This is a genomic window from Kitasatospora sp. Xyl93, from assembly GCF_055383135.1.
The window spans coordinates 7,741,595-7,762,739 of record NZ_AP029185.1; the positions used below are offsets into that span (position 1 = coordinate 7,741,595).

The 21,145-nt window shown below is 75.0% G+C and carries 21 protein-coding genes; 11 read left to right on the forward strand and 10 right to left on the reverse strand.

The genetic code is table 11. The annotated features are described in order from the left end of the window. Positions 1-10: 10 nt before the first annotated feature. Positions 11-1,819 (reverse strand): SpoIIE family protein phosphatase, encoded by a 1,809-nt coding sequence (locus ACZ5GH_RS33640; RefSeq protein WP_464336178.1) that lies wholly within the window; start codon positions 1,817-1,819, stop codon positions 11-13. Positions 1,820-2,185: 366 nt separating this feature from the next. Here ACZ5GH_RS33640 and ACZ5GH_RS33645 point away from each other — a divergent pair, with 366 nt between their 5' ends. Then, positions 2,186-3,409 carry an ROK family protein gene (locus ACZ5GH_RS33645; RefSeq protein WP_464336179.1) on the forward strand — a complete coding sequence of 408 codons (1,224 nt, stop codon included), beginning with the start codon at positions 2,186-2,188 and terminating at the stop codon, positions 3,407-3,409. A 154-nt stretch (positions 3,410-3,563) separates the two neighbouring features. After that, complete coding sequence (locus tag ACZ5GH_RS33650; RefSeq protein WP_387757102.1) at positions 3,564-4,118, forward strand: hypothetical protein; 555 nt, start codon at positions 3,564-3,566, stop codon at positions 4,116-4,118. Positions 4,119-4,213: 95 nt separating this feature from the next. Here ACZ5GH_RS33650 and ACZ5GH_RS33655 read toward each other — a convergent pair whose 3' ends face one another. The 5 genes from ACZ5GH_RS33655 to ACZ5GH_RS33675 all read right to left on the reverse strand — a co-directional run bounded on the left by ACZ5GH_RS33655 (position 4,214) and on the right by ACZ5GH_RS33675 (position 7,560). Then, a complete protein-coding gene (locus tag ACZ5GH_RS33655) occupies positions 4,214-5,092 on the reverse strand; it encodes a nuclease (protein WP_387757104.1) in 879 nt (292 codons plus the stop codon). 192 nt (positions 5,093-5,284) lie between these two features. After that, positions 5,285-5,680 (reverse strand): hypothetical protein, encoded by a 396-nt coding sequence (locus tag ACZ5GH_RS33660; protein WP_464336180.1) that lies wholly within the window; start codon positions 5,678-5,680, stop codon positions 5,285-5,287. A 180-nt stretch (positions 5,681-5,860) separates the two neighbouring features. Further along, positions 5,861-6,766, reverse strand: a complete 906-nt coding sequence (locus tag ACZ5GH_RS33665; RefSeq protein ID WP_464336181.1) for a ketopantoate reductase family protein — start codon at positions 6,764-6,766, stop codon at positions 5,861-5,863. 51 nt (positions 6,767-6,817) lie between these two features. Further along, positions 6,818-7,036, reverse strand: coding sequence for a hypothetical protein (locus ACZ5GH_RS33670; protein WP_464336182.1), 219 nt, complete (start codon positions 7,034-7,036; stop codon positions 6,818-6,820). Then, entirely contained in the window at positions 7,033-7,560 is a 528-nt protein-coding gene (locus ACZ5GH_RS33675; protein ID WP_464336183.1) for a hypothetical protein, read from the reverse strand. Before ACZ5GH_RS33675 ends, ACZ5GH_RS33670 begins: the two co-directional genes overlap by 4 nt. A 220-nt stretch (positions 7,561-7,780) precedes the next feature. Between ACZ5GH_RS33675 and ACZ5GH_RS33680 the strand changes: the two genes are divergently transcribed. From ACZ5GH_RS33680 to ACZ5GH_RS33690, 3 genes are all read left to right on the forward strand, one after another. Then, a complete protein-coding gene (locus ACZ5GH_RS33680; RefSeq protein ID WP_464336919.1) occupies positions 7,781-8,545 on the forward strand; it encodes an ABC transporter ATP-binding protein in 765 nt (254 codons plus the stop codon). Between the two features lie 5 nt (positions 8,546-8,550). Further along, positions 8,551-9,942, forward strand: coding sequence for an FtsX-like permease family protein (locus ACZ5GH_RS33685; RefSeq protein ID WP_464336184.1), 1,392 nt, complete (start codon positions 8,551-8,553; stop codon positions 9,940-9,942). 178 nt (positions 9,943-10,120) lie between these two features. Beyond that, complete coding sequence (locus ACZ5GH_RS33690; protein ID WP_464336185.1) at positions 10,121-11,392, forward strand: sensor histidine kinase; 1,272 nt, start codon at positions 10,121-10,123, stop codon at positions 11,390-11,392. Positions 11,393-11,475: 83 nt separating this feature from the next. Here the strand turns inward: ACZ5GH_RS33690 and ACZ5GH_RS33695 are convergent, their stop codons facing one another. Continuing rightward, the gene (locus tag ACZ5GH_RS33695) at positions 11,476-12,144 is read right to left on the reverse strand and encodes a response regulator (RefSeq protein WP_464336186.1); all 669 of its coding nucleotides are present in this window, start codon (positions 12,142-12,144) and stop codon (positions 11,476-11,478) included. A 153-nt stretch (positions 12,145-12,297) separates the two neighbouring features. On the opposite strand from ACZ5GH_RS33695, the gene ACZ5GH_RS33700 reads away from it, so the two are divergent. The 3 genes from ACZ5GH_RS33700 to ACZ5GH_RS33710 all read left to right on the forward strand — a co-directional run bounded on the left by ACZ5GH_RS33700 (position 12,298) and on the right by ACZ5GH_RS33710 (position 14,568). Then, positions 12,298-12,744: a MarR family winged helix-turn-helix transcriptional regulator gene (locus tag ACZ5GH_RS33700; protein WP_464336920.1), complete on the forward strand. Its 447-nt coding sequence runs from the start codon at positions 12,298-12,300 to the stop codon at positions 12,742-12,744. Further along, complete coding sequence (locus ACZ5GH_RS33705) at positions 12,744-14,228, forward strand: MFS transporter (protein WP_464336187.1); 1,485 nt, start codon at positions 12,744-12,746, stop codon at positions 14,226-14,228. The genes ACZ5GH_RS33700 and ACZ5GH_RS33705 overlap by 1 nt, the downstream gene beginning before the upstream one ends. A gap of 109 nt (positions 14,229-14,337) precedes the next feature. Beyond that, positions 14,338-14,568 (forward strand): DUF5959 family protein, encoded by a 231-nt coding sequence (locus ACZ5GH_RS33710; RefSeq protein WP_464336188.1) that lies wholly within the window; start codon positions 14,338-14,340, stop codon positions 14,566-14,568. A 183-nt stretch (positions 14,569-14,751) separates the two neighbouring features. Here ACZ5GH_RS33710 and ACZ5GH_RS33715 read toward each other — a convergent pair whose 3' ends face one another. Continuing rightward, the gene (locus ACZ5GH_RS33715) at positions 14,752-15,750 is read right to left on the reverse strand and encodes a ScbA/BarX family gamma-butyrolactone biosynthesis protein (protein WP_387757125.1); all 999 of its coding nucleotides are present in this window, start codon (positions 15,748-15,750) and stop codon (positions 14,752-14,754) included. Positions 15,751-16,203: 453 nt separating this feature from the next. On the opposite strand from ACZ5GH_RS33715, the gene ACZ5GH_RS33720 reads away from it, so the two are divergent. Beyond that, positions 16,204-17,031, forward strand: a complete 828-nt coding sequence (locus tag ACZ5GH_RS33720) for a ScbR family autoregulator-binding transcription factor (protein ID WP_464336189.1) — start codon at positions 16,204-16,206, stop codon at positions 17,029-17,031. A gap of 65 nt (positions 17,032-17,096) precedes the next feature. On the opposite strand, the gene ACZ5GH_RS33725 is transcribed toward ACZ5GH_RS33720, so the two are convergent. Together ACZ5GH_RS33725 and ACZ5GH_RS33730 are read right to left on the reverse strand one after the other, a co-directional pair. After that, entirely contained in the window at positions 17,097-17,585 is a 489-nt protein-coding gene (locus ACZ5GH_RS33725; RefSeq protein ID WP_387757129.1) for an SgcJ/EcaC family oxidoreductase, read from the reverse strand. Positions 17,586-17,610: 25 nt separating this feature from the next. Then, positions 17,611-18,330 carry a TioE family transcriptional regulator gene (locus ACZ5GH_RS33730; RefSeq protein WP_464336190.1) on the reverse strand — a complete coding sequence of 240 codons (720 nt, stop codon included), beginning with the start codon at positions 18,328-18,330 and terminating at the stop codon, positions 17,611-17,613. Between the two features lie 136 nt (positions 18,331-18,466). On the opposite strand from ACZ5GH_RS33730, the gene ACZ5GH_RS33735 reads away from it, so the two are divergent. Next, positions 18,467-19,621 (forward strand): erythromycin esterase family protein, encoded by a 1,155-nt coding sequence (locus ACZ5GH_RS33735; protein WP_464336191.1) that lies wholly within the window; start codon positions 18,467-18,469, stop codon positions 19,619-19,621. 180 nt (positions 19,622-19,801) lie between these two features. Beyond that, positions 19,802-20,932: a PP2C family protein-serine/threonine phosphatase gene (locus ACZ5GH_RS33740; RefSeq protein WP_464336192.1), complete on the forward strand. Its 1,131-nt coding sequence runs from the start codon at positions 19,802-19,804 to the stop codon at positions 20,930-20,932. The last annotated feature ends 213 nt before the right edge of the window (positions 20,933-21,145 follow it).

Here is a 21,145-nt window from a genome sequence, read left to right on the forward strand (position 1 = left end):
CGGTGGTCCGTCAGCGCTGCCGGGGCCGGGCCACCAGGAGCGCGATGTCGTCCTCGACGGCCTGGGCCGGGGCCAGGGCTTGATCCTGAGCTTGGGCCGGGGCGAGCGAGGCGAGGACGGCGTCGAGCAGGTCGTCGAGGTCCCCGGTGGCGGGCAGGCGCAGGGCCGCGAGGCGCCCCAGGGAGACGTCGATGTCCTCGCCCCGGCGCTCGACCAGGCCGTCGGTGTAGAGCAGCAGGGTCTGGTCCGGCAGGAGCGGGTGGGCGGTCTGCTGGTAGCCGCCGAGCCCGGTGCCGAGCGGCGGGCCGGTGGGGACGCGCAGCAGCTCGGTCGGGCGGTCGGGCGCGATCAGGGCGGGCGGCAGGTGGCCCGCGCTGGAGAAGGTCCAGCGGCCGCGGCCCGGGTCGGCGAGGGCCAGCAGGCAGGTCGCGGGGCGGGCGGAGTCGTCGGCCGAGACGACGTTGTCGAGCTGACGCAGGATCCGGTGCGGGGGCAGGTCCATCCCGGCGAGGTCGCGCAGCGCGGAGCGGTAGTGGCTCATGTCGACGGCGGCCTCCACGCCGTGCCCCATGACGTCGCCCATCGCCAGCAGGGTGCGGCCGAACGGCAGCCGTACCGTCTCGAACCAGTCGCCGCCGACCACCGAGGCACTTCCGGAGGGCAGGTAGCGGGAGGCGAGGGAGAGGTTCTGGTGCGGGTTGCCGGGCTCGCTGAGCAGGGCCCGCTGGAGTTCCAGGGCGATGCCCTGGGAGCGGGCGAAGCGGCGGGCGTTGTCGAGGGCGGTGGCGGCCCGGGCGGCGAGGTCGCCGAGCAGGGCGGCGTCGTCCGGGGTGAAGGCCGGGGTGGCGGCGGTGCGGCCGAGGGTGAGCAGCCCGATCAGGCGGCCCCGGGCGGCCAGCGGCAGGACCAGCAGCGAGGCCGTCCCGGCCGGGCAGGCGTCCGCGGGCCCGGGCTCGGGGAGCACGGCGACGCCGCCGGCCAGGCTGCGGGCGGCGGCCGAGCCCTCCCGGTGGCGGATCGATTCGCCGGGCCGGGGCAGCCCGGCGAGGGCGGCGGTCAGCGCGGGTGCGGACCGGGCGCCGACGCGGTGCAGCCGCCGGGCCACGCCGTGGCCCGCCCGGGCGGGTTCGGCCTCCGGCGGCAGGACGTCCACGGTGGCGAGGTCGGCGAGCCGGGGCACGGCGAAGGCGGCGAGCTCGGCGCCGGTGGTGCCGAGCTCGAGGGTGGTGCCGATCCGCTCGGTGGCGGCGTCCAGCAGGGCGAGCCTGGCCCGGGCCCGTTCCAGCTCGCGCAGCCGCTCGCGGGCCGGGTCGGGGTCGTCCAGCACGACGACGACCACTCCGGTGGTCCGCCCGGAGTGCCGCAGCGCCCGGTAGCGCACCCGTAGACCGGGCGGTACGGGCGCGCCCGCGCCGTCCGGGCCGCCGGTGGCGTGCTCGCGGTCGCGCCCGTCGGCGAGCACCCGGCGCAGGATGCCCAGGGCACCGGCGAAGGCGGTGGTCCCGGCGGCCCGGCCGAGCAGGTCCGCGCGGCGCAGCCCGGTGGCGGTGGTGAAGGCCGCGTTCAGGTACCGCCAGCGCAGCCGCTCGTCGAGCAGCGCGACGCCGACCGGGGCGGCGGCGAGGACCTCGCGCAGCCGATCCGGATCGTCGTCACCACCGCTGTTACCGCCGCGATCATCGCCGCTGTCACCGCCGCTGTCACCACCGGTGATCGCGCCGAGCCGTGCGGCGAGGGCCGCCGCGGCCGCCGCCAGGGACCGGGGATCCGGTTTCGCGGGCCGCGGCCCCTCCGCTCGGTTGCCGTGCCGGAAGTGCATACGTCCATGATCACGCGCCCGGGCGCGGCACGCCCACAGGTGGGTGAAACGTTGACCGGCCGGAGACGGTGCCGTAACGGAGCACGCCGCCGGCTCCGAGCGGTCGGCTCCGGGCGACCCGCGCCGCGCGGGTGGCGCCGGGGACGCCCGCGCGGTCGTGTGGATACGGCAGGCGAACAGCGGATGATCACCGGTCATACTTGGGCGGCGGCGCCCGACCCCGGACGCCGTAGGCCGGGGTCAGCCCGGGCCCACCCGCCGTACCGTACCGACGCGGCCGTACCGCCCCGGCCGAGCCGTACCGCCGAGCCGTACCGACCCGACCTGACCCGACCCACGCCCGCAGACCCAGACCGGAGGAACCCGATGAGCCCCCACCAGCCGACCAGTCGACCGGCGGCCGGGGCCCCCGGGGTGCCGTGGAACCGGCAGCGGCTGCGCAGCAACAACGAGTGGCTGCTGCTGGAGCTGCTGCGCACCGGCGGTGGATCCTCGCGTGCCCAGCTCGCCCGGGACACCGGTCTGTCCAAGCCGACCGTCTCGGCCGCGCTGGCCGAACTCGAACGGGCCGGTCTGGTCCGCGAGGCCGGGCGGCTGGCTCCCGAGCGCGGCCGCACCGCCGTGCTGTACGAGGTGGACCCGACCGCCGGGCACGTGCTCGGCGTGGACATCGGCCGGGCCCGGCTGCGGGTCGCGGTGGCGGACCTGGCCGGCACGGTGGTCGCCCGCCGGGACGTGGCCAACCGGGGGCGTTCGGCGAACGCGGTCGCGGATGCCGTGGTCGCCGCCGCGCACGAGGCGATCGCCGAGGCGGGCCCGTCTGCCGGGGACATCGTGCACGCGGTGATCGGCACCCCGGGGGTGTGGGACGAGCAGCGTCGCGGGGTGCGCTACGCCAGCAGTCTGCCCGGGTGGGGAAGGCCGGGGCTGTTCGACCGGATAGCGAAGGGCCTGGGGACGGCCGTCTCGGTGGCCAACGACGCCAACCTGGCCGCGCTCGGCGAGTACACCCTGGGCGCCGGGCAGGGCAGCCGGATGTTCGCCTACCTGCTGGTCGGCACCGGGCTCGGGTTGGGCGTGGTGAAGGACGGCGAGCTGCTCCTCGGCGCGCACGGCGCGCTGGGCGAGATCGGCCTGGTCCCGCTGCCCGGGCGGGCCGGGGAGCCGGCCGTGACCATCGAACAGGACGCCGCCGCCGATGCCGTGGTGCGCGCCGCCCGGGACTTCGGACTGGAGGGGGACTCCCCGACGCGGCAGCTGACGGCGAAGCAGGTGTTCGAGCGGGCCCGGGCGGGGGAGGCCGCAGCGGTCCGGGCGGTGGAACGGGAGGCCGAGCGGCTCGCCTACGCGGTGGCCGTGCTGTCGGCCGTCCTCGACCCGGACCTGGTGGTGCTCGGCGGCGGGATCGGCAACAGCGCGGACCAGCTCCTGGAGCCGCTGGAGCAGGCCCTGCACCGGCTCGCCCCGATGCGCCCGACGCTCGCGCCGAGCCTTCTGGGGGAGGAGGCGGTGCTCCTCGGCGCGGTCGCCACGGCGCTGGAGACCGCCCGCCCCGAGGTGTTCGAGCGCCGGACGGCGGGGCTGCGCTGACGGCTGGTCAGGGTAATCGGGCGGCGTCCGCGTGGCGGCGCTCGGAGGCCGGAAGGTCTCGATCTGCGAACGAGTGGGAGTTCCGTGGACGGTGCGTGTGCGATTCCTGTTTCAATCGCACGACTCATCCAAACGGAACGGAGCGTTCTCCTCCATGCCTTCACGGATACCCGGTCCACGGTTCCCCGGTCGCCGTCGGGCCGGCCTGGCCGGATTCGCCGGACTCGTCCTCACCGTCGGTCTGGCGCTGACCGGTTGCGACCCGTCGGCCGCCGACGGCGGCGCCAAGGCCTCGGCCACGCCGACCGTCGCCGCCACCACCGCCCCGGCCGCGCCGACCACCCCGCCGGTGACGTCCGCCGCACCGGTCCCAGTCCCGGCCGGCACCCCGCCGGTCCAGCCGGCGCCCCCGGTGCCGGTGGTCACGCCCCCGCCCGCCGAGCCCCCGGCCCAGCCCAGCGCCAAGCCGCAGCCGCCCGTCACCAAGGCGCCGCAGCCGAAGGTGACCACCGCCCAGCCGCCCACCGACCCCGAGCCCCCGGCGGCGGCCGGAGCCGGGACCGGGTGCGAGATCCGCTCGAACGCGGGCAACTGCTACGAGGCGGGGCAGTTCTGCCGCACCGCTGACCTGGGCAGGAGCACCCACGACGCCGGCGGCCGGATGATCTACTGCCGGATGGTCAGCGGCAAGCCCCACTGGCAGGCCTGAGCCGCCCGGCCCCCGGACGGGCCCCGGGCCCCGTCCGGGGGCCGGCGTGAGCCCGGGCGGTTCGTCGGCGGGCGGCACGGCGGGTGTCCTCCGGCTCACTTCTCGACGAAGACGATGTCCTCGATCCGGGGGCGCAGCTTGATCGTGTCGCCGATGACGTCGATGATCCGGTGCAGGCCCTTGGTCGAGTTCCGCTGCTCGGAGAGGAAGTACTCGTCGTCACCGCCGGCCAGGAAGGCGGGGAGGTGTTCGAGGGACGGCCCGAAGAGCCGCAGGTAGTCGGCCACGCGTCGGAACAGCTTCGGCATGATGACCAGCTGGTCGGTGAGGGAGCTCAGGTCCCCGATCGTGGCGCCGCTGTGGGTGACGTCGTTGGCCCAGACGCTCTCGGGTGCCTTCTCGGCCCGCGCCCGCTGGGCGGTGGCGGCCATGTCGAGGCGCAGTTCCTTCGGCAGGTTCTTGTAGAACGTCGGGTAGACCAGGCCGCGGGAGAGCAGTTCGTGGTTGGCGGTCTGGTGCAGCATCGGCACGTCGACCCGCAGGGCGGTTCCGCTCGCGGCGTCCGGGATCGGCACCCCCTTGCCGACCATGGCGACGCAGCGCCCGTACGTGTCGGCGCCGCTGGTGAGGATGAACCCGGAGACGGCCTCCGGGGTGGCGGAGGTGACCTTCTCGTCCGCGCCCTGCTCGACGTCGGTGAAGCCCAGCCAGGTCAGCAGGGCGTCCCGGGCGGCGTGCGCGCCCAGGTCGAGCGGCTGGTGCACGAAGTCGGGACCGACGCCCTGGAAGTGGGTCTCCAGCGCGTCGATCCCGTCCAGCCTCAGGTTGGCGCCGCCGTGGTCGTCCGGCTTGACCTTGTGCTCGCCGGGGAGTTGGGACCAGATGGTGATGTCGTCGGGGAGGAAGTGGACGGTGTCGCCGTCCGGTTCGAAGTCCTTGATCTGGTAGGTGCCCTTGATGAGGGTCATGGTCATGGGTTGCCTCCCGTAGTCGAGTCGCGACCCATTGTGATGCGCTTCGTGGGCAAACGGCGGCACCGCGTCGTCGGCGCGTTGGCCGGACTGGCGCGGCGCGGTGACCGGGCGGGTGCGGGTGGTGGGCTCCCGGCCGGGGCGGTGCGCCGGCCGGGAGCTGGTGGACGGGCGACGGGGAGCGCGCCGGGTGCGTCAGGCGTCGGCGCAGGCCTTCCCGATGTCGCCGGCGGCGTCGGTGATCGGCTTGAAGTCGGGCTGCCTGCCCTTGGCGACCCGGTCGATGGCGTCGTTGACGGCCTTGGAGAGCCGGTCGGCGGCCGCGTCGACGTTTCCGCCGCCCTCCTGGCGGATCTTCTTGGTGTCCTCGGCGACCTTTCGCAGGGCCTCGACGGTGTGGGTGCGGCGGCTCTCGTCGGCGAGCTGTCCGACGTTGATCGCCGAATCGGCGAGGTCCTGGACGTCGCCGGCGAGGCTGATCGCCCGCTTCCCGCAGTCGAGGGCCTGGTCGGCGTCGCAGGCGGTGAACAGCGGGGCCGCGAGCAGCAGTGCGAGCGCGGTGGCGGCCAGATGGTACGGCTTCCTTGTCATGTCTTTATCCCTCCCGCCGTGACAACGCCCTTCTGCTGTACGGAGGTTCCGGGGGAATGCGTGAACCGTGGGGAAAGTCCCCGCTCGTCGAGAGGATGTGATGTTCCGTCAATTAGCCGAGGATGCCACGGCGTTCACCCCGCCGGTGTCGGCCGGTGGGGTGAACGCCCGGTCGGGGCCCTACTGGTCGGCGGGCGCGGACAGGTCGCGGACCAGGCGGCTGATGGCCGGGACGGCCACCCCGTGCGCGTCGGCCGCCCGCAGGACGGCGCCGCCGATGGCGTCCAGCTCGGTCGGCCGGCCGGCTTCCACGTCGCGCTGCATCGAGGACTTCATCGTCCCGGGGATGCGGTCGAAGGAGGCGAGCAGGGTCTGCGTGTCCGCCGGCGCGCCGACCGCCCGGGTGACGGCGCCGATCTCGTCCAGCACGGCGAGGAGTTCGGCGCGGTGCTCGGTGCGCACGGTACCGATCCCGCTCGCGTGGCGGGTGGTGAGCAGCGCGAACGGCGCGAGGAAGGCGAGCTTGCTCCACAGCATCGCCGTCTCGTCCTCGCGCAGCGTGACGTCCAGCCCGGCGTGCCGCAGTCGCTCGGCGAACCCGGCGACGGGGGAGGAGGGTTCGGCGGTCGCGCCGAGCTCGACGGTGGCGAACGGACTGGTGTGCTCGATCCGCCCGGGTGCCGTCCGGGTGGCCTCGACCCGGATCGTGCCGGCCACCACCCGACCGGCCGGGTAGCGCTCACGCAGCACGGCCATGTGGTCCAGGCCGTTGAGCAGCGGCACCACGATCCCGGCGCCGAGCGCCTCCGGGGGCATCCGGTCGAGCGCGGCGGCCAGCGCCGTCTCCTTGACCGTGACGAAGGCCGCGTCGACCGGCTCGCGCAGCTCGGTCGCGGCCTCGACCCGGGCGGTGAACTCCCCGAACCGGGCGCTGCGGACCTGCAGTCCGTCCCGCGCGACGGTGGCGGCGGTCTCCTCGCCGGCCAGGCAGACGACCCGGTGGCCGTCGCGGGCGAGCAGCCCGCCGATCAGTCCGCCGACGCCGCCCGGTCCGAGGACGGCGACGGTCAGGGGCGTGTTGGTCATGGTGACTCCGTGAGTGGATGAGGGAACGGGTGGAGCGGAGGGCGGGCGCGGCTACCGGGCCGCCCAGCGGAAGCGGCCCTCCAGGTCGTCCGGGCTGAGGAGGCCGAAGCCGTAGCCGAAGTCGAGGAAGTACGGATCGCCCTGGTCAGGGGCGTCAGCGAGGGCGAAGAGGTACCGCCAGGGCGCGGGGACCCGGGCCCGGCCGCCCGAGTGGGACGGGTCTCCGCCGAGATGGTCGTGCGCGTGGTCGCCGGTCGGGAGCGGGGTCACTCGGTGGCCCCGGCGGGGGTGGTGGGGGCGGACAGGGAGGCGTAGTCGAAGGCGAACGGCTCGGGGTGGCGCGGCTTGCGGCCCGGGGCGGTCGGCCGGCGCCGGGCGCCGGGTGCGCGGTGGAGGTGGAGCGTGTCGTGGCGGAGGCTGCCGCCGACGGGGTCGGGCACCGGCAGGCCCTCGGCGCGCAGCGCCTCGACCAGTTCGTGCACCGGCCAGCCGAGCAGGTCGATGCCGTGGTAGCCGACCGGGCAGGCCGGCCGGTCGTCGCCCGGGTTCCGGCCGACCACGACGCTGCCGAGGCGGTCGCGCTCGTCCGCGCAGAGCGTGACACCGACGCCGGGCAGCTCCAGGAACAGTGCCCACCGGCAGCCGCAGACGAAGGTGTCCCGCACCCCGCCGGGCAGCAGCCCGCCGTGCGGGGCCAGTAGCGCACGCACCTCCGCCTCGGTGAGCCCGAAGCGGAGCTCGGGCAGCGGGGCGGGCAGCCGGACGCCGCGGCCGGGCAGCAGGTCGATGGTCACGCGTTCATGATCGCCCGTCGGGCGGGCGGACCGGGAGGCGGGGGTGGGCCCGGCCGGAACGGGGCGGCCGGGGGAGCGCGCGCCCGGGGCCGACGGTTCCGGGACCGGCCCGAGGGGGTGTGGCACCACCTGCGGGGTTCGGTTTTCCGAACCCCGGATTCGGGTGCCAGCACAATCGATCTCCCGGCCCCGGACGCCCACGATGGAGGGCATGAACGGGATGACGACAGCCGCCGCCACGGCGGCGCACGACGGGGGGACGGGCGCGGCTCTGAGCGCGACCGGGCTGCACCGGGAGTACGGGCGGGGTACGGCGGCCGTACGGGCGCTGCGCGGCGTCTCGGTGGGCTTCGCGCCGGGGACGTTCACGGCGGTGATGGGGCCGTCGGGCTCCGGCAAGACCACCCTGCTGCACTGCCTGGCCGGGATGGACCGCCCGACCAGGGGCAGCGTGCGGTGGGGCGGCACCGAGGTGTCCGGGCTGCCCGAACGGCGGCTGGCGGAGCTGCGCCGGACCCGGGTGGGGTTCGTGTTCCAGGCCTTCAACCTGATGCCGGCGATGACGGTCGCGCAGAACGTCGAGCTGCCCGGGCGGCTGGCCGGGCGGCCACCGGAGCGGGCCCGGGTGCGCGAGGCGCTGGGCCGGGTCGGGCTGGCCGGGCGCGAGCGGCACCGGCCCGGGCAGCTGTCCGGCGGCCAGCAGCAGCGGGTGGCGATAGCCCGGGCGCTGGTCTCCCGGCCGGAGGTGCTGTTCGCCGACGAGCCGACCGGCGCGCTGGACCGGGCCACCGGGCAGGAGATCCTCGAACTGCTGCGGGCGGGCGTCGACGCCGACGGGCGGACGTGCGTGATGGTCACCCACGACCCGGTCGCCGCCGGGTACGCGGACCGGGTGCTGCTGCTGGCCGACGGCCTGCTGGTGGACGAGCTGACCAGTCCGACGGCCGCGCAGGTCGGCGAGCGGCTGAGCCGGTTGGGCGGGTGAGCGCGATGAGTAGCCCTGTCCTGAGCCTCTCGGTGGGGCAGATCCGCCGCCGGCCGGCCTCCTTCGCCGGGCTGGGAACGGCGCTGTTCCTGGCGGTGGCGGCGGTCACGCTGTTCGGCTCGCTGGTCGCCGCACAGGTCACGGCGCCCGCCGCGGTGACGCGGGCGGCGGTGTCCGGGCCGGGCCTGGTGGTGATCGCCGGGGCGTTCGGCGAGATCGCCGTCCTGGTCGCGCTGTTCGTCGTGGTCAACGCGCTCGGCTTCACCCTGCGCCAGCAGCACCGCGACCTGGCCCTGCTGCGCACCGTCGCGGCGACACCCCGTCAGATCCGTCGGGTGGTGCGCGCGCAGGTGGCGGCGACCACCCTGCTGGTGGCCGTGCCGGGCGGCCTGGCGGGCTTCGTCGGCGCCCGGGCCTTCCTCGCCGCGCTCCAGCGGCGCGGCATGGCCGCATCCGGGCTGCACATACCCGGGGCGCCGGTGGCGGCGCTGGTCGGGCTCGCGGTGGCGCTGCTGGTCGGCCTGGCGGCCACCGCCGTCGCGGCCCGCCGGATCACCCGGCCCGCCCCGGCCGCCGCCCTGACCGAGGGCGCGGGCGGGCCGGGCCGGACGGGCGTGCCGAGGGTGCTCGCCGGGCTGGCGGTGCTCGCGGGCGGCGGGCTGCTGCTGCGGCTGGCGGCGAGCCGGCCGGCCGGGGAGCTGGACAAGGCGGGGCAGGCCTCGCTGCTCGGCTCGCTGGTGCTGCTGGTCGCGGTCGGACTGCTGGGACCGGTGGCGGCGCGGGTGCTGGCAACCGTGCTCGGCGCCCCGGCCCGGGCGCTCGGGCCCCGGGCCGGCTGGCTGGCGGACGCCAACCTGCGCGGCTACGCGGCCCGGCTCTCCTCGGCGGTGGTGCCGGTCGCGCTGCTGGTGGGCCTCTCCGGCACCATGCTGACCCTGACCAGCACCGCCGAGCACGTCGCCCGGGCGACGGGTGTCGCGACCAGCGTCACCAAGGCGAGCGACATCTGGCTGCGCGAGATGGAGCTCGGGCTGCTGGTCTGCTTCGCGGCGGTCTCCACGGTCAACACCCTGGTGGCGCTCACCGCCGACCGCCGCCGCGAGTTCGCGCTGCTGCGCCTGGTCGGGGCGACGCGGCGGCAGCTGCTGCGGATGCTCTCCGTGGAGGCGGCCCTGACCACGGCGATCGGGGTGCTGCTGGGCGCGGCGGTGGCGGCGGCGGCCTCAGGGGCGTTCAGCCTGGCGGTCACGGGCTCGGTGGTGCCGGTGGTGCCGGTCGCGGCGTGCGCCTGGGTGGCGCTCGGGGCGGCGGTGCTCACCGTGCCGGGGATCGTGGGCACGGGGCTGTGGGCGGTCGGCGGTTCGGCGGTGGAGTCGACGGGCGGGGAACGGGGGTGAGGCGGGGGAGGCAGGGCTGGACGGGCGGGCCGGACACGGAGCCGGGTGTGTGATGGTCGTCCGGCCAGTCCGGCCGGTTCGTCCGGTCCGTCCGTACGGAAGCGCAGGTGGGTGCGGTGGTTCCAGGGGCCCTGGTGGATGCTGGGTGCCGGTCGGCGAGTGAGTGGTGAGGTGGACGGTGGCTGAGCGGCGGCGGTACTGGTCGGTGCGCGGTGGTGAACTGGCCTTCGCGGTGCTCGGGTTGCCGCTCGGGGTGCTCGGCGGGGCGTACGCCGTCGCGGTGCTCTACGCCGGGGCTCTGCTTTCGCTCACCGTACTGGGCCTGCCGTTCGTGGTGGCCGCGCTGGTCGCGACGAGGCGGCTCGGCGGGCTGCACCGGTGGCTGGTCGGGCGGCTGCTCGGGGAGCAGGTGCCCGCACCGTCGTCGCTGCCGCGCCCGTCCGGGGTGGTCGCCCGCGGCCGGACGGTGCTGACCGACCCGGTGGCCTGGCGGACGCTGGTCTACCTCCTCCTGCGGCTGCCGCTGGGCGTCCTCGGATTCCTGGCCGTGGTCGGACTGCCGCTCGCCGGCGTCTGGCTGGTGGGCTTCCCGCTCTGGGTACGGCTGATGGAGCCGGGCCCGCGGCCGCTCGGCCTGCTGGACGTGGGCGCGGTCCCGGTCGGCCTCGCGGTGTTCGCCGTCGTCCCCGCCGCGGTGCGGGCGCTCGGCGGAGCGAACCGTACGCTGGCCCGGGCCCTGCTCGGGCCGGTGCGCTCGCAGCAGCGGGTCCGCCAGCTGGAGAGCGCCCGGGCCACCCTGCTGGCCGAGAACACCGACCGGCTGCGGCGCCTGGAACGCGACCTGCACGACGGCACCCAGGCGCAGCTGGTCGCGCTCGCCATCACGCTGTCGCTGGCCGACGACGTGCTGGCGGAGAGCCTTCCCGCCGAGGGCGCAGCGGCCCGCCCGGGAGGGCCGGTCGGCTCGGGCGGGCCGGACCTCGGGCGGCTGCGCACCCTGGTCGACCGGGCCCGCGGGCAGACCGACGACACCATCACCGGTCTGCGCCGGCTGACCCGGGGCATCCACCCGGTGGCGCTGGACGGCGGGTTGGCCGAGGCGCTGCCGGGGCTGAGCGTCACGTCACCGGTGCCGGTGGACGTCCGGCTGGACCTGCGGGAGCGTCCGGAGGAGGTGATCGAGCGGGCCGTCTACTTCTGTGTGGCCGAGCTGCTGACCAATGTGGCCAAGCACAGCGGCGCGCGGTCGGTGGAGCTGAGCGTGAGCGCGGCCGACGGGAGGGTCCGGCTGACCGTGCGCGACGACGGGCGCGGCGGCGCCGTGATCGGCGCGGGCACCGGGCTGACCGGCCTGGCTGAGCGGCTCGCGGCGGTGGACGGGACGCTACGGGTGGACAGCCCGCCCGGCGGGCCGACGGTGATCAGTGCCGAGCTGCCCGGGCGGCTCTGACGGGAGGTCACGACCGGGGCGCCACGGGCCGCCCGCCGCAGGATTCGGGCGGCGCAGGAGCTGCGGTCCCACGAGGTGTCGGCTCAGGAGGTGCCGCTCTCCGCGAGGTAGGCGAGCACCGCCTTGACCCGGCGGTTGTCGGCGTCCGTCGCGGGCAGGTCGAACTTGCCGAACACGGCGGCCACGTGCTTCTCCACCGCCCGCTCCGAGACCACCAGCCGGGCAGCGATCGAGCGGTTGGAGTGCCCCTGCGCCATCAGCTCCAGCACCTCCCGCTCGCGCGGGGTGAGCGCGTCCACCCGGCTGCGCCGCCCGCCGTGCATCAGGCCGTTGACGATCTCCGGATCCAGGGCCGTACCGCCCGCGGCGACCCGGTGCAGGGCGTCCACGAACTCGGAGGTACGGGCCACCCGTTCCTTGAGCAGGTAGCCGATGCCGGCGGCGCCGTTGGCCAGCAGCCGGGCCGCCCAGGCCGTCTCGACGTGCTGGGAGAAGACCAGGATGCCGACCTCGGGCCGGGCGGCCCGGATCTCCACCGCCGCCCGGATGCCCTCGTCGGTGTGGGTGGGCGGCATCCGGATGTCCACCACGGCCACGTCGGGCCGGTGTTCGGCGACGGCGGCGATCAGCTCGGGCGCCGTCCCGGCGGTGGCGACCACCGCGCAACCACGGGCGGTGAGGAGCTCGACCATGCCGTCCCGGAGGATCACCGAGTCCTCGGCGAGGACGACGCGAAGCTGCTTGTCGATCATGCCGTCATTATCCGGGCCCGATCCGCCGCCACGGAAAGTCTTCAGTCCAGACTGGACAGTTCAGACTGAAGAAATTACCGTGAGGTCGTGACCGAGAAGCCAACCGCCCGTGCCGCCGCCGCGGCCCGTACAGCCCCGGCCGAGTCCGAAGCCGTGGCGCTCGTAGCGCCCGTGGCGCCCGACACTGCGGCGCCGGCCGCCCGGGAGCTGCGCGCCGTCTTCAGCCGGCTGCGCCGCACCCTTCGGGAGGCGAGCGGCACCAGCGACCTGACCCCCTCCCAGACCGCCGTGCTCAGTCGGCTGATCAGCGACGGCCCGGCGTCCGCCAGCGCGCTGGCCGCCGCCGAACGGGTCCGCCCGCAGTCGATGGCCGCCACCCTCGCCGCGCTGGAACAGCACGGGCTGGTCGGCCGCCGTCCCGACCCCGCGGACGGCCGCCGACAGGTGGTCAGCCTCACCGAGGCCGGCCTGGCCCACGTCGCGGACGGCCGCCAGGCCCGCCAGGAGTGGCTCACCCGGGCCATGGCGGAGCACTACACCGAGGCCGAGCGCGCCACCGTGTTGGAGGCGTTGGCCCTGATCGACCGGCTGAACCGGTGATGAGCGGCCCGGTCGGCCGGACGGCCCGCCTCGCGGCGCGCCGTCGGCAGCCCGCTCCGGGCAGCGGGTTCAACCGTCGGCTGATCGCACCGATGGTGCTCGGCTCGGTGCTCAACCCGATCAACTCGTCGATGATCGCGGTGGCCCTGGTGCCGGTGGGCGCCGCCTTCGGCGCGCCGCCCGCCGAGACCGCCTGGCTGGTGACCGCGCTCTACCTGGCCACCGCCGTCGGCCAGCCCGTGATCGGGCGGCTGGTGGACACCCACGGCCCGCGCCGGCTCTACCTCGCCGGGACGGCCCTGGTCGGCCTCGCCGGACTGCTCGGCGCGCTCGCCCCCTCGCTCGGGCTGCTGATCGCCGCCCGGGTACTGCTCGGGCTGGGCACCTCCGCGGCCTACCCGGCCGCGATGCACCTCACCCGCAGCGAGGCGGAGCGGACCGGAGAGTCCAGCCCCACCGGGGTGCTGACGGTGCTGGCGGTCGCCAACCAGACCGTCGCCGTGGTCGGCCCCACCCTCGGCGGTCTGCTGATCGGCGCGGGCGGCTGGCGGACGGTCTTCGCCGTCAACGTCCCGCTGTCACTGGCCTGCCTGGCGCTCGGCGCGGCCCGGCTGCCCGCCGCCGAGCGCCGCCCCGACCGCAGCGACGGCCCCGACCGCAGCGACGGCCCTGACCGCACCGAGCGCACCGAGCGCACCGAGCGCCTTGAGCGCCCTGAGCGTCTCGACCACGCCGGGATCGCGCTGTTCACGGTCCTCCTGCTCGCCCTCATGCTGTTCCTGATGAAGCCGGACCCGGCGCGCTGGTACCTGCCGGTGCTCGCCGTCCTGGCGGCCGTCGGCTTCGCCGTCCGGGAGCGGCGGGCCCGTACCCCCTTCATCGACCTGCGATCGCTCGCCGGCAACCGCCCGCTGATCGCCACCTACCTGCGCCAGGTCCTCGGCTACACCGGCGTCTACGCCTTCCTCTACGGCTACACCCAGTGGCTGGAGGAGGGGCGCGGCCTGTCCGCCGCCACCGCCGGGCTGGTGCTGCTGCCGCTCTCGCTGACCGCGCTCACGGTCGCCGCAACCACCGGCCGCCGCCCGGCCGTGCGCGGCAAGTTGCTGGTCGGCTCCGCCTGCCAGATCGCGGCCTGCGCCGTCCTGCTGCTGGTCCACGCGAGCAGCCCGGGCACCCTGCTGATCGGCGTCGGCGTGCTGGCGGGCATCTCACAGGGGCTGATCGGCCTCGGCACCCAGACCGCCCTCTACCACCAGGCGGACCCGACCACCATCGCCTCGGCAGCCGGGCTGCTACGCACCTTCATGTACCTCGGCGCCATGGCGGCCTCAGCCGCGAACGCCGCCTTCTTCCCGCACGGCGCCACCACCGGCGGCCTGCACCACCTCGCCCTGTTCATGCTCGGCAGCGCGGCCCTGCTCCTCCTCCTCACCCTGCCCGACCGCTCGCTCAGCCGACCGGAAGGGCCTGAGGGAACCTGACAGGGCGACGTCGGGCCACCTGGTCGTGCCTGGAGATCTGGTTCAGCCCCATGAGCCCTGAAGGCGGGGGCGGGCGAGCAAGAGGTGCACGGTGGAACCGATCAGCCTCGTGGACGACGACCACAGCCCCGAGATCAGGATCCAGCCGTACAACGAGGAGCACAGGACGGTCGCTGTCCGCGTGGAGGACCTGGGCGGTTCGTGCGTCTCCGTGTTCATCCCGGTGTGCCTCGAAGAGGGCTGGATCGACGAACAGCGGAGGCTGCCTGGGCAGGTACGGCAGGAGTGGCCGAGCGAGGTCCTCGAATCCTCATGGGACGTCCATGAGTGGCGGCGCTGAGCTTCCGCCAGCCGGCGCCGGCTGCAGGAGCGGCACGAGGAGACGACCTCGCGGGTGGTGCGGGCTCCGGTACAGAGACCTCTTCGCCGAAGGCTCGGTGCCCGCCCGGGACGGGGACGGCCCGCCGGGCCGGGGAGGGCGGGCGGGCCGTTCGGGGTGTGGCGCGGGGCGTCCGGTCAGTGGTCAGTGGTGGTCCGGGTGGCCGGTGAGCACGGTGGTGAAGACCGGTTCGCCGTGCTGGTGGCCGGTCACGGTGGTGGTGAGGGCGTGCGGGTCCTGGCCGGGGGTGTGCCGGGCGGTGATGGTGGTGGGTGTGTCGTGCTCGGCGTACCGGTGGAAGGTGGTGGCCGCGGCGGTCGGGGTGACGGTGACCGGGCTGCTCAGCGCGTTGGCCGCCTGGCGGGCCGCTTCCATCAGCACCATGCCGGGGATGTGGTCGTTGGCGTGGTCGAAGAGGATCGGGTGCCGGAAGTCGGGGGTGAGGTGCCAGCTGCCGGCGGTTCCCGCCGGGGTCAGCACGACGTCGCAAGGGCGGAGCCGGCCGACCCGGGCCGGCGGGAGCGGCTCGGCGGGCACGACCGGCGCCGAGGGGAGTTCGGCGTCGTGGCGTCCCCGGCGCAGCCGCTGGTAGGTGGGGTCCGGGACGGTGGTGAAGCGGGCGTATCCGGTGGCGGCGGGCTGCGAACCCCGTCGGACCACGGTGTCCAGGGTGAAGTCGACGGTGGTGCCGGAGCGGCGGGGCTGGGCGGCTATCCGGACCTCCAGGGTGAGGTCGGTCGGCGCCGCACCGATCACCAGCAAGCCGGGCCGGGTGGTGTAGTCGAGGTTCCACATCATGAACTTGTGGTCGAGCGGTACGCCGAACCGGGTGTGGGCGAGGTAGAGCCCGGCTTGACGGATCGTTTCAGCAGCTTGGAGCGGGTCGTGGTGGGTGCCGTCCGGGGTGCTGAAGAAGGTGTGCGCCCGCGGCCACTGCGCGGTGACGGCGAAGGCGGTGTCGGTCAACCGTTCGCTGCCGGTGAGGAAGACCTCGGCGTGGCAGGCCCGGTGGACGTACTCCTTGGCGACGGTGCTGGTCAGACGAGGCGCCGGGACCGCTGCCGCGGCGGGGCCGGGGATCGTCCCGGAGTCCGTGCCGGTGACGAGGGTGGAGGCGGGCGTGCGGGAGGCAAGCAGAGTCATAGGGAGCGCTCCGAAGGGCCGTGACGGGCGGGATGGGCTGCTCAGGGCTCGTAAGATACGTACCTGCCGGTTTGGTTTTCAAGGAGCCAGAGCAAACGTTCGTCGGCGGCCGAGCGTGGTCGGGCGGGCACGGTGGGTGGTTGTTGATCACTGGTGGAGGTTGACTCCTTCGGGAGGGCCTCGTTGACCTGCGGGAATGTCGACGGCAGTGATTGACAGGTTCATTATCTCCGAATGGCCGTTCGTTGTCCTTCCGGCTGGAAGTGGGAGGCGGTGCTCCGGCTGCGGGGCCCGGCGGTGGAATCTCCGGCGGGCCGGATGCGGTCCGCGCGGTTTCGGCCCGCTCGAGGACGGCCCTATAGGGCCTCGGGCTCGGGGGTCGCTCTGATGACGGCGGGTAAGATACAGGGTGTTTGGTTTTGTTTGCCGAGCGTTTCGGGTGGGGTGGTTGCGGTGGTGCGACAGGAACGGGCGGTCCGGACGCGTCGGCTGATCCTGGAGGCGGCGGCGTCGGTCTTCGACGAGTACGGGTACGTGGGGGCGACGATCGGTGAGGTGGTGGCCCGCGCCGGGGTGACCCGTGGCGCGGTGTACTTCCACTTCGCCTCCAAGCGGGAGCTCGCCCAGGGGGTCGTCGAGGAGCAGTTCGGTCGGGACGAGATCCCCGAACGGCACTGCAAGCTCCAGGAGTTCGTGGACCTCGGGATGGTGGTCGCCCACCTCATGCCGCACGACCGGGTGTTGAGCGCGGGGGCGCGGCTCTCCCTCGGTCAGGACGTGTTCGGCGACTTCAGCGGTGGCGCGGCGCCGGGCTGGATCCAGCGGGCCGAGAGCGTGCTGGAGACGGCCGGCCGGCGCGGCGAACTGCTGCCCCAGGTGGTGCCCGCCGAGACGGCGTGGCTGGTGACCGGGGCGTGGACGGGGGTGCAGATCCAGTCCCAGAAGATGTCCGGCCGGACGGACCTGGAGCGCCGGGTCGCCGCGCTGTACCAGCACGTGATGCCCAGTATCGCGGTGCCCGGGGTGCTGGCCACGCTCGACCTGGCGGTGGACCGGGGCGCCCGGGTGGCCGCGGAGCTGGCGGCGGCCCGGGTCGCCCAAGCGGCGGCGGAGGTGGCGGAGGCCGGCGCGGACGGGGCGGTCGGGGAGGCCCGGGAGTCCGGGGAGGTGAGCGGGCCGGCCCGGCCTGGGCCCGGAGTGGTCCGGGTCGGCCGGGCGCCCCGCTCACCAGGGGGGATCGCTTCCCGAAAGAAGCAAACAGAACGTTCGGTTTTGTATTGACAAACCGCCTGTCCTGTTTCGGGCTCGGCGGCGGCTCAGGGCCGACCAGGTCCGTTGCGGCGAGCCTAGTCGGCGAGCACGCCGGTGTTCTGGCACGCGTGCAGCAGCCACCGTCCGTCGTCCTGCTTGGTCATGACGTACAGCGGGGCACCCTCCGAGCCGCCCTCACCGTCGCTCCCCGCCGAACGGTAGACCTGGCGGACCTTGACGGCGGCCACGTCGGGGCGGAGGAACTGGATGTGCACCGGCTCGTAGGTGACCTCGCCGTCCCAGGTCGCGGCGGGCAGGACGGCGCGGGTGAACTCGGCGATCGCGTCCAGGCCGAGGAGGACCTTGCCGTGCGCGGTGGTCCAGATCGCCTCGGGGTGGAAGAGGGCGAGGAACGCGTCCGGATCCTTGGCGCGCTGGGCGCGCTCGACGGCGGCCACCACCCGCTCGATGGCAGAGGTGTCCGAGACGGCCGAGGGGGCCGAGATGACGGAAGTGTCCGAGGTGTCCGTGGGCTCGGTGCGGGCGGAGTGGCTGGTTGCGGCTTCGGTGTTCATGTGGATCATCCTGGAACCTCAAGTGGACATGAGGTCAAGCCCGTCGGGCTGATTCGGGGCGCAGCCTCAGGTAGTCGTCCAGGCGGGCCGAGGCGGTGAGCATCGCCAGGCCCCGGGCGGTGAGGCGCTGCTGCCAGCCGTCCAGGGCGGCGGCCAGCTCGCCGGTGCCGCCCGCCGTGCGGATCTGCCGCAGCACGGTGGCGATGTGCTCCAGCCGGTAGCCGCCCCGGCGGAGCAGGTGGGCGAGTTCGGCGTCGCGGACGTCCGCCGGAAGGTAGCGGCGGTGGCCGGTGGCGCGCTCCCGGCCGGGGACGAGGATGCCGGCGGCCTCCCAGGCCCGCAGGGTCGCGGGGGTGACGCCGAGCCGGTGTGCGACCTCGCCGACGGAGCGGGGGCCGGACAGTGCGGGGAGGCCGGTGCCGGGCGCGGCGCCGTCGGTCAGGTGGCCGACGGCCGTGCGGACGGCGGTGAGGGTCTCCCGGTCGCGCAGCAACTGGGCGTGGCCCCGGTCGAGTTCGGTGAGGGCGTCGCCGAGCCGGTCGGCGTGCACGGCGGTCATGACCGCACCGGCGGTGGCGTGCCCGTACGCCGGGACGAGGGCGAGGTGGGCGCGCAGGGCGGCCGCGTGCTGCTCGGTGTAGATCCGGTACCCGGTGGGCGTGCGTTCGGCGGGCGGGAGGAAGCCGTCGCGTTCGTAGTTGCGGATCGCCTGGGTCGAGATGCCGTGCTCGCGCGCGAGGTCGGCGGGGCGCATGGTCGTCTCCCGTTCCGGGCCGGGTGGGCGTTCGGGGCCGGCCGGTCGTTCAGGCCCGTTTGAGGCTTTGAACTGCGGCTGAGCGGTTGTGGAGGAAAAAGTCTCAACCGTCCTTTCAAGGATACGCTTGAGGTTCATGAACCAGGACATGCATGACTTCGTCACCCCGGCGTGCGAGCTGCTGGGCCTCGGCGAGCCGACGCACCAGGAACCGGCGTTCGGGAGGGTCCGCAACGAGCTGTTCGCCCGGCTGGCCGACCGGGGCTTCCGGTCGATCGCACTGGAGACCGACCGGGTGGCCGCGTTCGCCGTGGACGCCTACGTCCGGGAGGGTGTCGGCACCCTCGGCTCGGCCATGGGGGAGGGCTTCACCCACGGCTTCGGGGAACTCGAACCCAACCGCCGACTCGTCGCCTGGATGCGGGAGTTCAACGAGGAGCGGCCGCCCGGCGAGCGGCTGGCCTTCCACGGCTTCGACATCCCGACCGAGAACACCAGCGCCCCCAGCCCGCGCCGCTACCTGGAACACGCCCGCGACTACCTGGGGCTCGACCTCGACGTCGCCGGTGTGGCGGGCGAGGACGAGCGCTGGAGCCGCACGGAGGCGGTGACGGATCCGGCCGGCTCCCCGGGCGACTCCGCCGACGCGGCGCGCCTGCGCTGCCTCGCCGACGACCTCCTGCTCCAACTCCACATGCGGGCACCGGAACTGATCGCCGCCACCTCGTCCGCCGAGTGGTTCGCGGCCCGTGCCCGGCTGGCCGCCGGGATCGGCCTGCTGCGCTACCACGCGCAGGCGGCGGTCCGGGGCCGAACCCAGAGCGCCCGGCTCAGCGCCCTGCTCGGCGTGCGGGACGCGCTGATGGCGCGGAACCTCCTCGACATCCGCGGGATCGAAGCCCGGCGCGGACCGACCCTGGTCTTCTCCCACAACCGGCACCTGCAACGGAACCCCAGCGCCTGGGCGATGGGCGAGCTGGACTGCCGCTGGACGGGCGCGGGCCACATCCTGGGCACGCTGCTGGGCGAGCGGTACGCCTTCGTCGCCGGGAGTCTGGGGCGCAGCGAGGCGCTCGGACTGGCCGAACCGGCGCCCGGGACGTACGAGGCCCACCTGCAGGGAAGCGGCGCGGCCTGGGAGCTGACGGGCTCCGCGCTGCCGGGCGACGCCCGGACCCGGACCGACACCGTCCCTCGGCAGGGCTACTTCCCGCTCGACCGGGAGGTGCTGGACGGCGCGGCCGCGCTGCTGCACATCGCCGACGGCGCGGCGGTGCCGGCCGGGGCCTGAGCGGGCGCCGGCTCCGGGTAGGCCTGCCGCAGGTGGGCCACCAGGGCGGCCGCACGGCAGCTCGCGAGCCGTAGGCCGTGGGCCGTGGCCCGGGCGGCCGTCATGCGGGGGCCGGGAGCCCGTGACTACGATCGGAGGAAGCCCTTCCGGATGGTCGTGAGACGGAAGCCAGGTCGCCGAATGGCCCCGAGGTCCGTGCAGTGGCCGCCGTACGTGCGGGTCGCGCCGTGGTTGCTGACCGTCGGCGGGCTGGTGTGGAACGCGCTGGATCCGACCGACTACTGGGGCGATCCGATGCTGGCGGCCGCCGTCGTGCTGGCGGGGGCGCTGCTGACGCTGCGGGACACCGTCGCGGTCGGAGTGGCCAATGTGCTCGGCATCGTGGTGCTGTCCACCCAGGACGCGTCGATCGGGACCGGCGCCGGCTATCTGGAACTGGGCAACACGGTGTTCGCCGCACTGCTCGGGATCGGGGTGAACCGGGTGGTGGCCCGCCACGGGCGGCGGCTGGCGCGGGTGCGGTCGGTGGCCGAGGCGGCGCAGCGGGCGGTGCTCCCGGAGCCGCCCCCACGGGTCGGGCGGCTGTCGGTCGCGGCCTGCTACCGGGCCGCCCAGGACGAGGCGCTGATCGGCGGCGACGCGTACGCGCTGCAGGTCACCCCGTACGGCGTGCGCGGGCTGATCGCCGACGTGCGGGGCAAGGGGCTGCACGCGGTGGGGGCGGTCTCGGTGCTGCTGGGCGCCTTCCGGGAGGACTCCCACCGGCTGCCGGACCTCGCCGCGCTCGCGGACGCGCTGGAGGACTCGCTGCTGCGGGAGAGCGAGCGGATGAGCGAGGAACTGCGGCTGGAGGGGTTCATCACCGCGCTGCTGGTGGAGTTCCCGCCGGGGGAGGAGAGCGTGCGCACGCTCGACTGCGGGCACCCCGGCCCGTACCTGCTGGGTCCGTATCCGGGGGACGGGGCCGCACCCGGGGTGCGCCGGCTGGACGCGGCGGACCCGGGGCTGCCGCTGGGGATGGGCGGACTGGGCGTGGCGCGTCCGGCGCCGGAGTGCCGGCCGTTCCCGGCCGGGTGCACGCTGCTGCTGGTGACGGACGGGGTCACCGAGGCCCGGGACGCGGCGGGGGAGTTCTACGACCCGGTGCTGGGCCTGGCCCCGCTGGGGCCGTTCGCCGGGCCGGGGGAGGTGCTGGACGCGCTGGTGGCGGACGTCGAGCGGTGGACCGGCGGACCCCGGGACGACGACATGGCGGTGCTGGCGATCACCCGCCGGGCGTCGGCGGGGGCGGAGGCGGAGGCGGACGGCTGAACGGTCCCGGTCCACTCCCCACGGCCCCACGGCTCGGCTCACGGTGCACGGGGCGGCGGACCGCGCCGGTCCGTGAGCGGCCGGGTGCGCCCCGGGGCAGCCGGTATCGGCCTGGTGATCCCCTTCTACGGCTCGCTTGGGTCACGCCGATATCACGATGAGGTGACGGCCGCTCTCTACTCCATGGGATCCGGCCAAGTTGAGTCTCTCCGT

Bases quoted from the DNA above. Each gene is read 5' to 3' on its own strand.
- ACZ5GH_RS33665 (WP_464336181.1), bottom strand. From the start codon at position 6,766: ATGACCAACACGCCCCTGACCGTCGCCGTCCTCGGACCGGGCGGCGTC.
- ACZ5GH_RS33655 (WP_387757104.1), bottom strand. From the start codon at position 5,092: ATGACCATGACCCTCATCAAGGGCACCTACCAGATCAAGGACTTCGAA.
- ACZ5GH_RS33680 (WP_464336919.1), top strand. From the start codon at position 7,781: ATGACGACAGCCGCCGCCACGGCGGCGCACGACGGGGGGACGGGCGCG.
- ACZ5GH_RS33650 (WP_387757102.1), top strand. From the start codon at position 3,564: ATGCCTTCACGGATACCCGGTCCACGGTTCCCCGGTCGCCGTCGGGCC.
- ACZ5GH_RS33730 (WP_464336190.1), bottom strand. From the start codon at position 18,330: ATGCGCCCCGCCGACCTCGCGCGCGAGCACGGCATCTCGACCCAGGCG.
- ACZ5GH_RS33640 (WP_464336178.1), bottom strand. From the start codon at position 1,819: ATGCACTTCCGGCACGGCAACCGAGCGGAGGGGCCGCGGCCCGCGAAA.
- ACZ5GH_RS33705 (WP_464336187.1), top strand. From the start codon at position 12,744: ATGAGCGGCCCGGTCGGCCGGACGGCCCGCCTCGCGGCGCGCCGTCGG.
- ACZ5GH_RS33740 (WP_464336192.1), top strand. From the start codon at position 19,802: ATGGCCCCGAGGTCCGTGCAGTGGCCGCCGTACGTGCGGGTCGCGCCG.
- ACZ5GH_RS33695 (WP_464336186.1), bottom strand. From the start codon at position 12,144: ATGATCGACAAGCAGCTTCGCGTCGTCCTCGCCGAGGACTCGGTGATC.
- ACZ5GH_RS33715 (WP_387757125.1), bottom strand. From the start codon at position 15,750: ATGACTCTGCTTGCCTCCCGCACGCCCGCCTCCACCCTCGTCACCGGC.
- ACZ5GH_RS33660 (WP_464336180.1), bottom strand. From the start codon at position 5,680: ATGACAAGGAAGCCGTACCATCTGGCCGCCACCGCGCTCGCACTGCTG.
- ACZ5GH_RS33735 (WP_464336191.1), top strand. From the start codon at position 18,467: ATGAACCAGGACATGCATGACTTCGTCACCCCGGCGTGCGAGCTGCTG.
- ACZ5GH_RS33645 (WP_464336179.1), top strand. From the start codon at position 2,186: ATGAGCCCCCACCAGCCGACCAGTCGACCGGCGGCCGGGGCCCCCGGG.
- ACZ5GH_RS33725 (WP_387757129.1), bottom strand. From the start codon at position 17,585: ATGATCCACATGAACACCGAAGCCGCAACCAGCCACTCCGCCCGCACC.
- ACZ5GH_RS33685 (WP_464336184.1), top strand. From the start codon at position 8,551: ATGAGTAGCCCTGTCCTGAGCCTCTCGGTGGGGCAGATCCGCCGCCGG.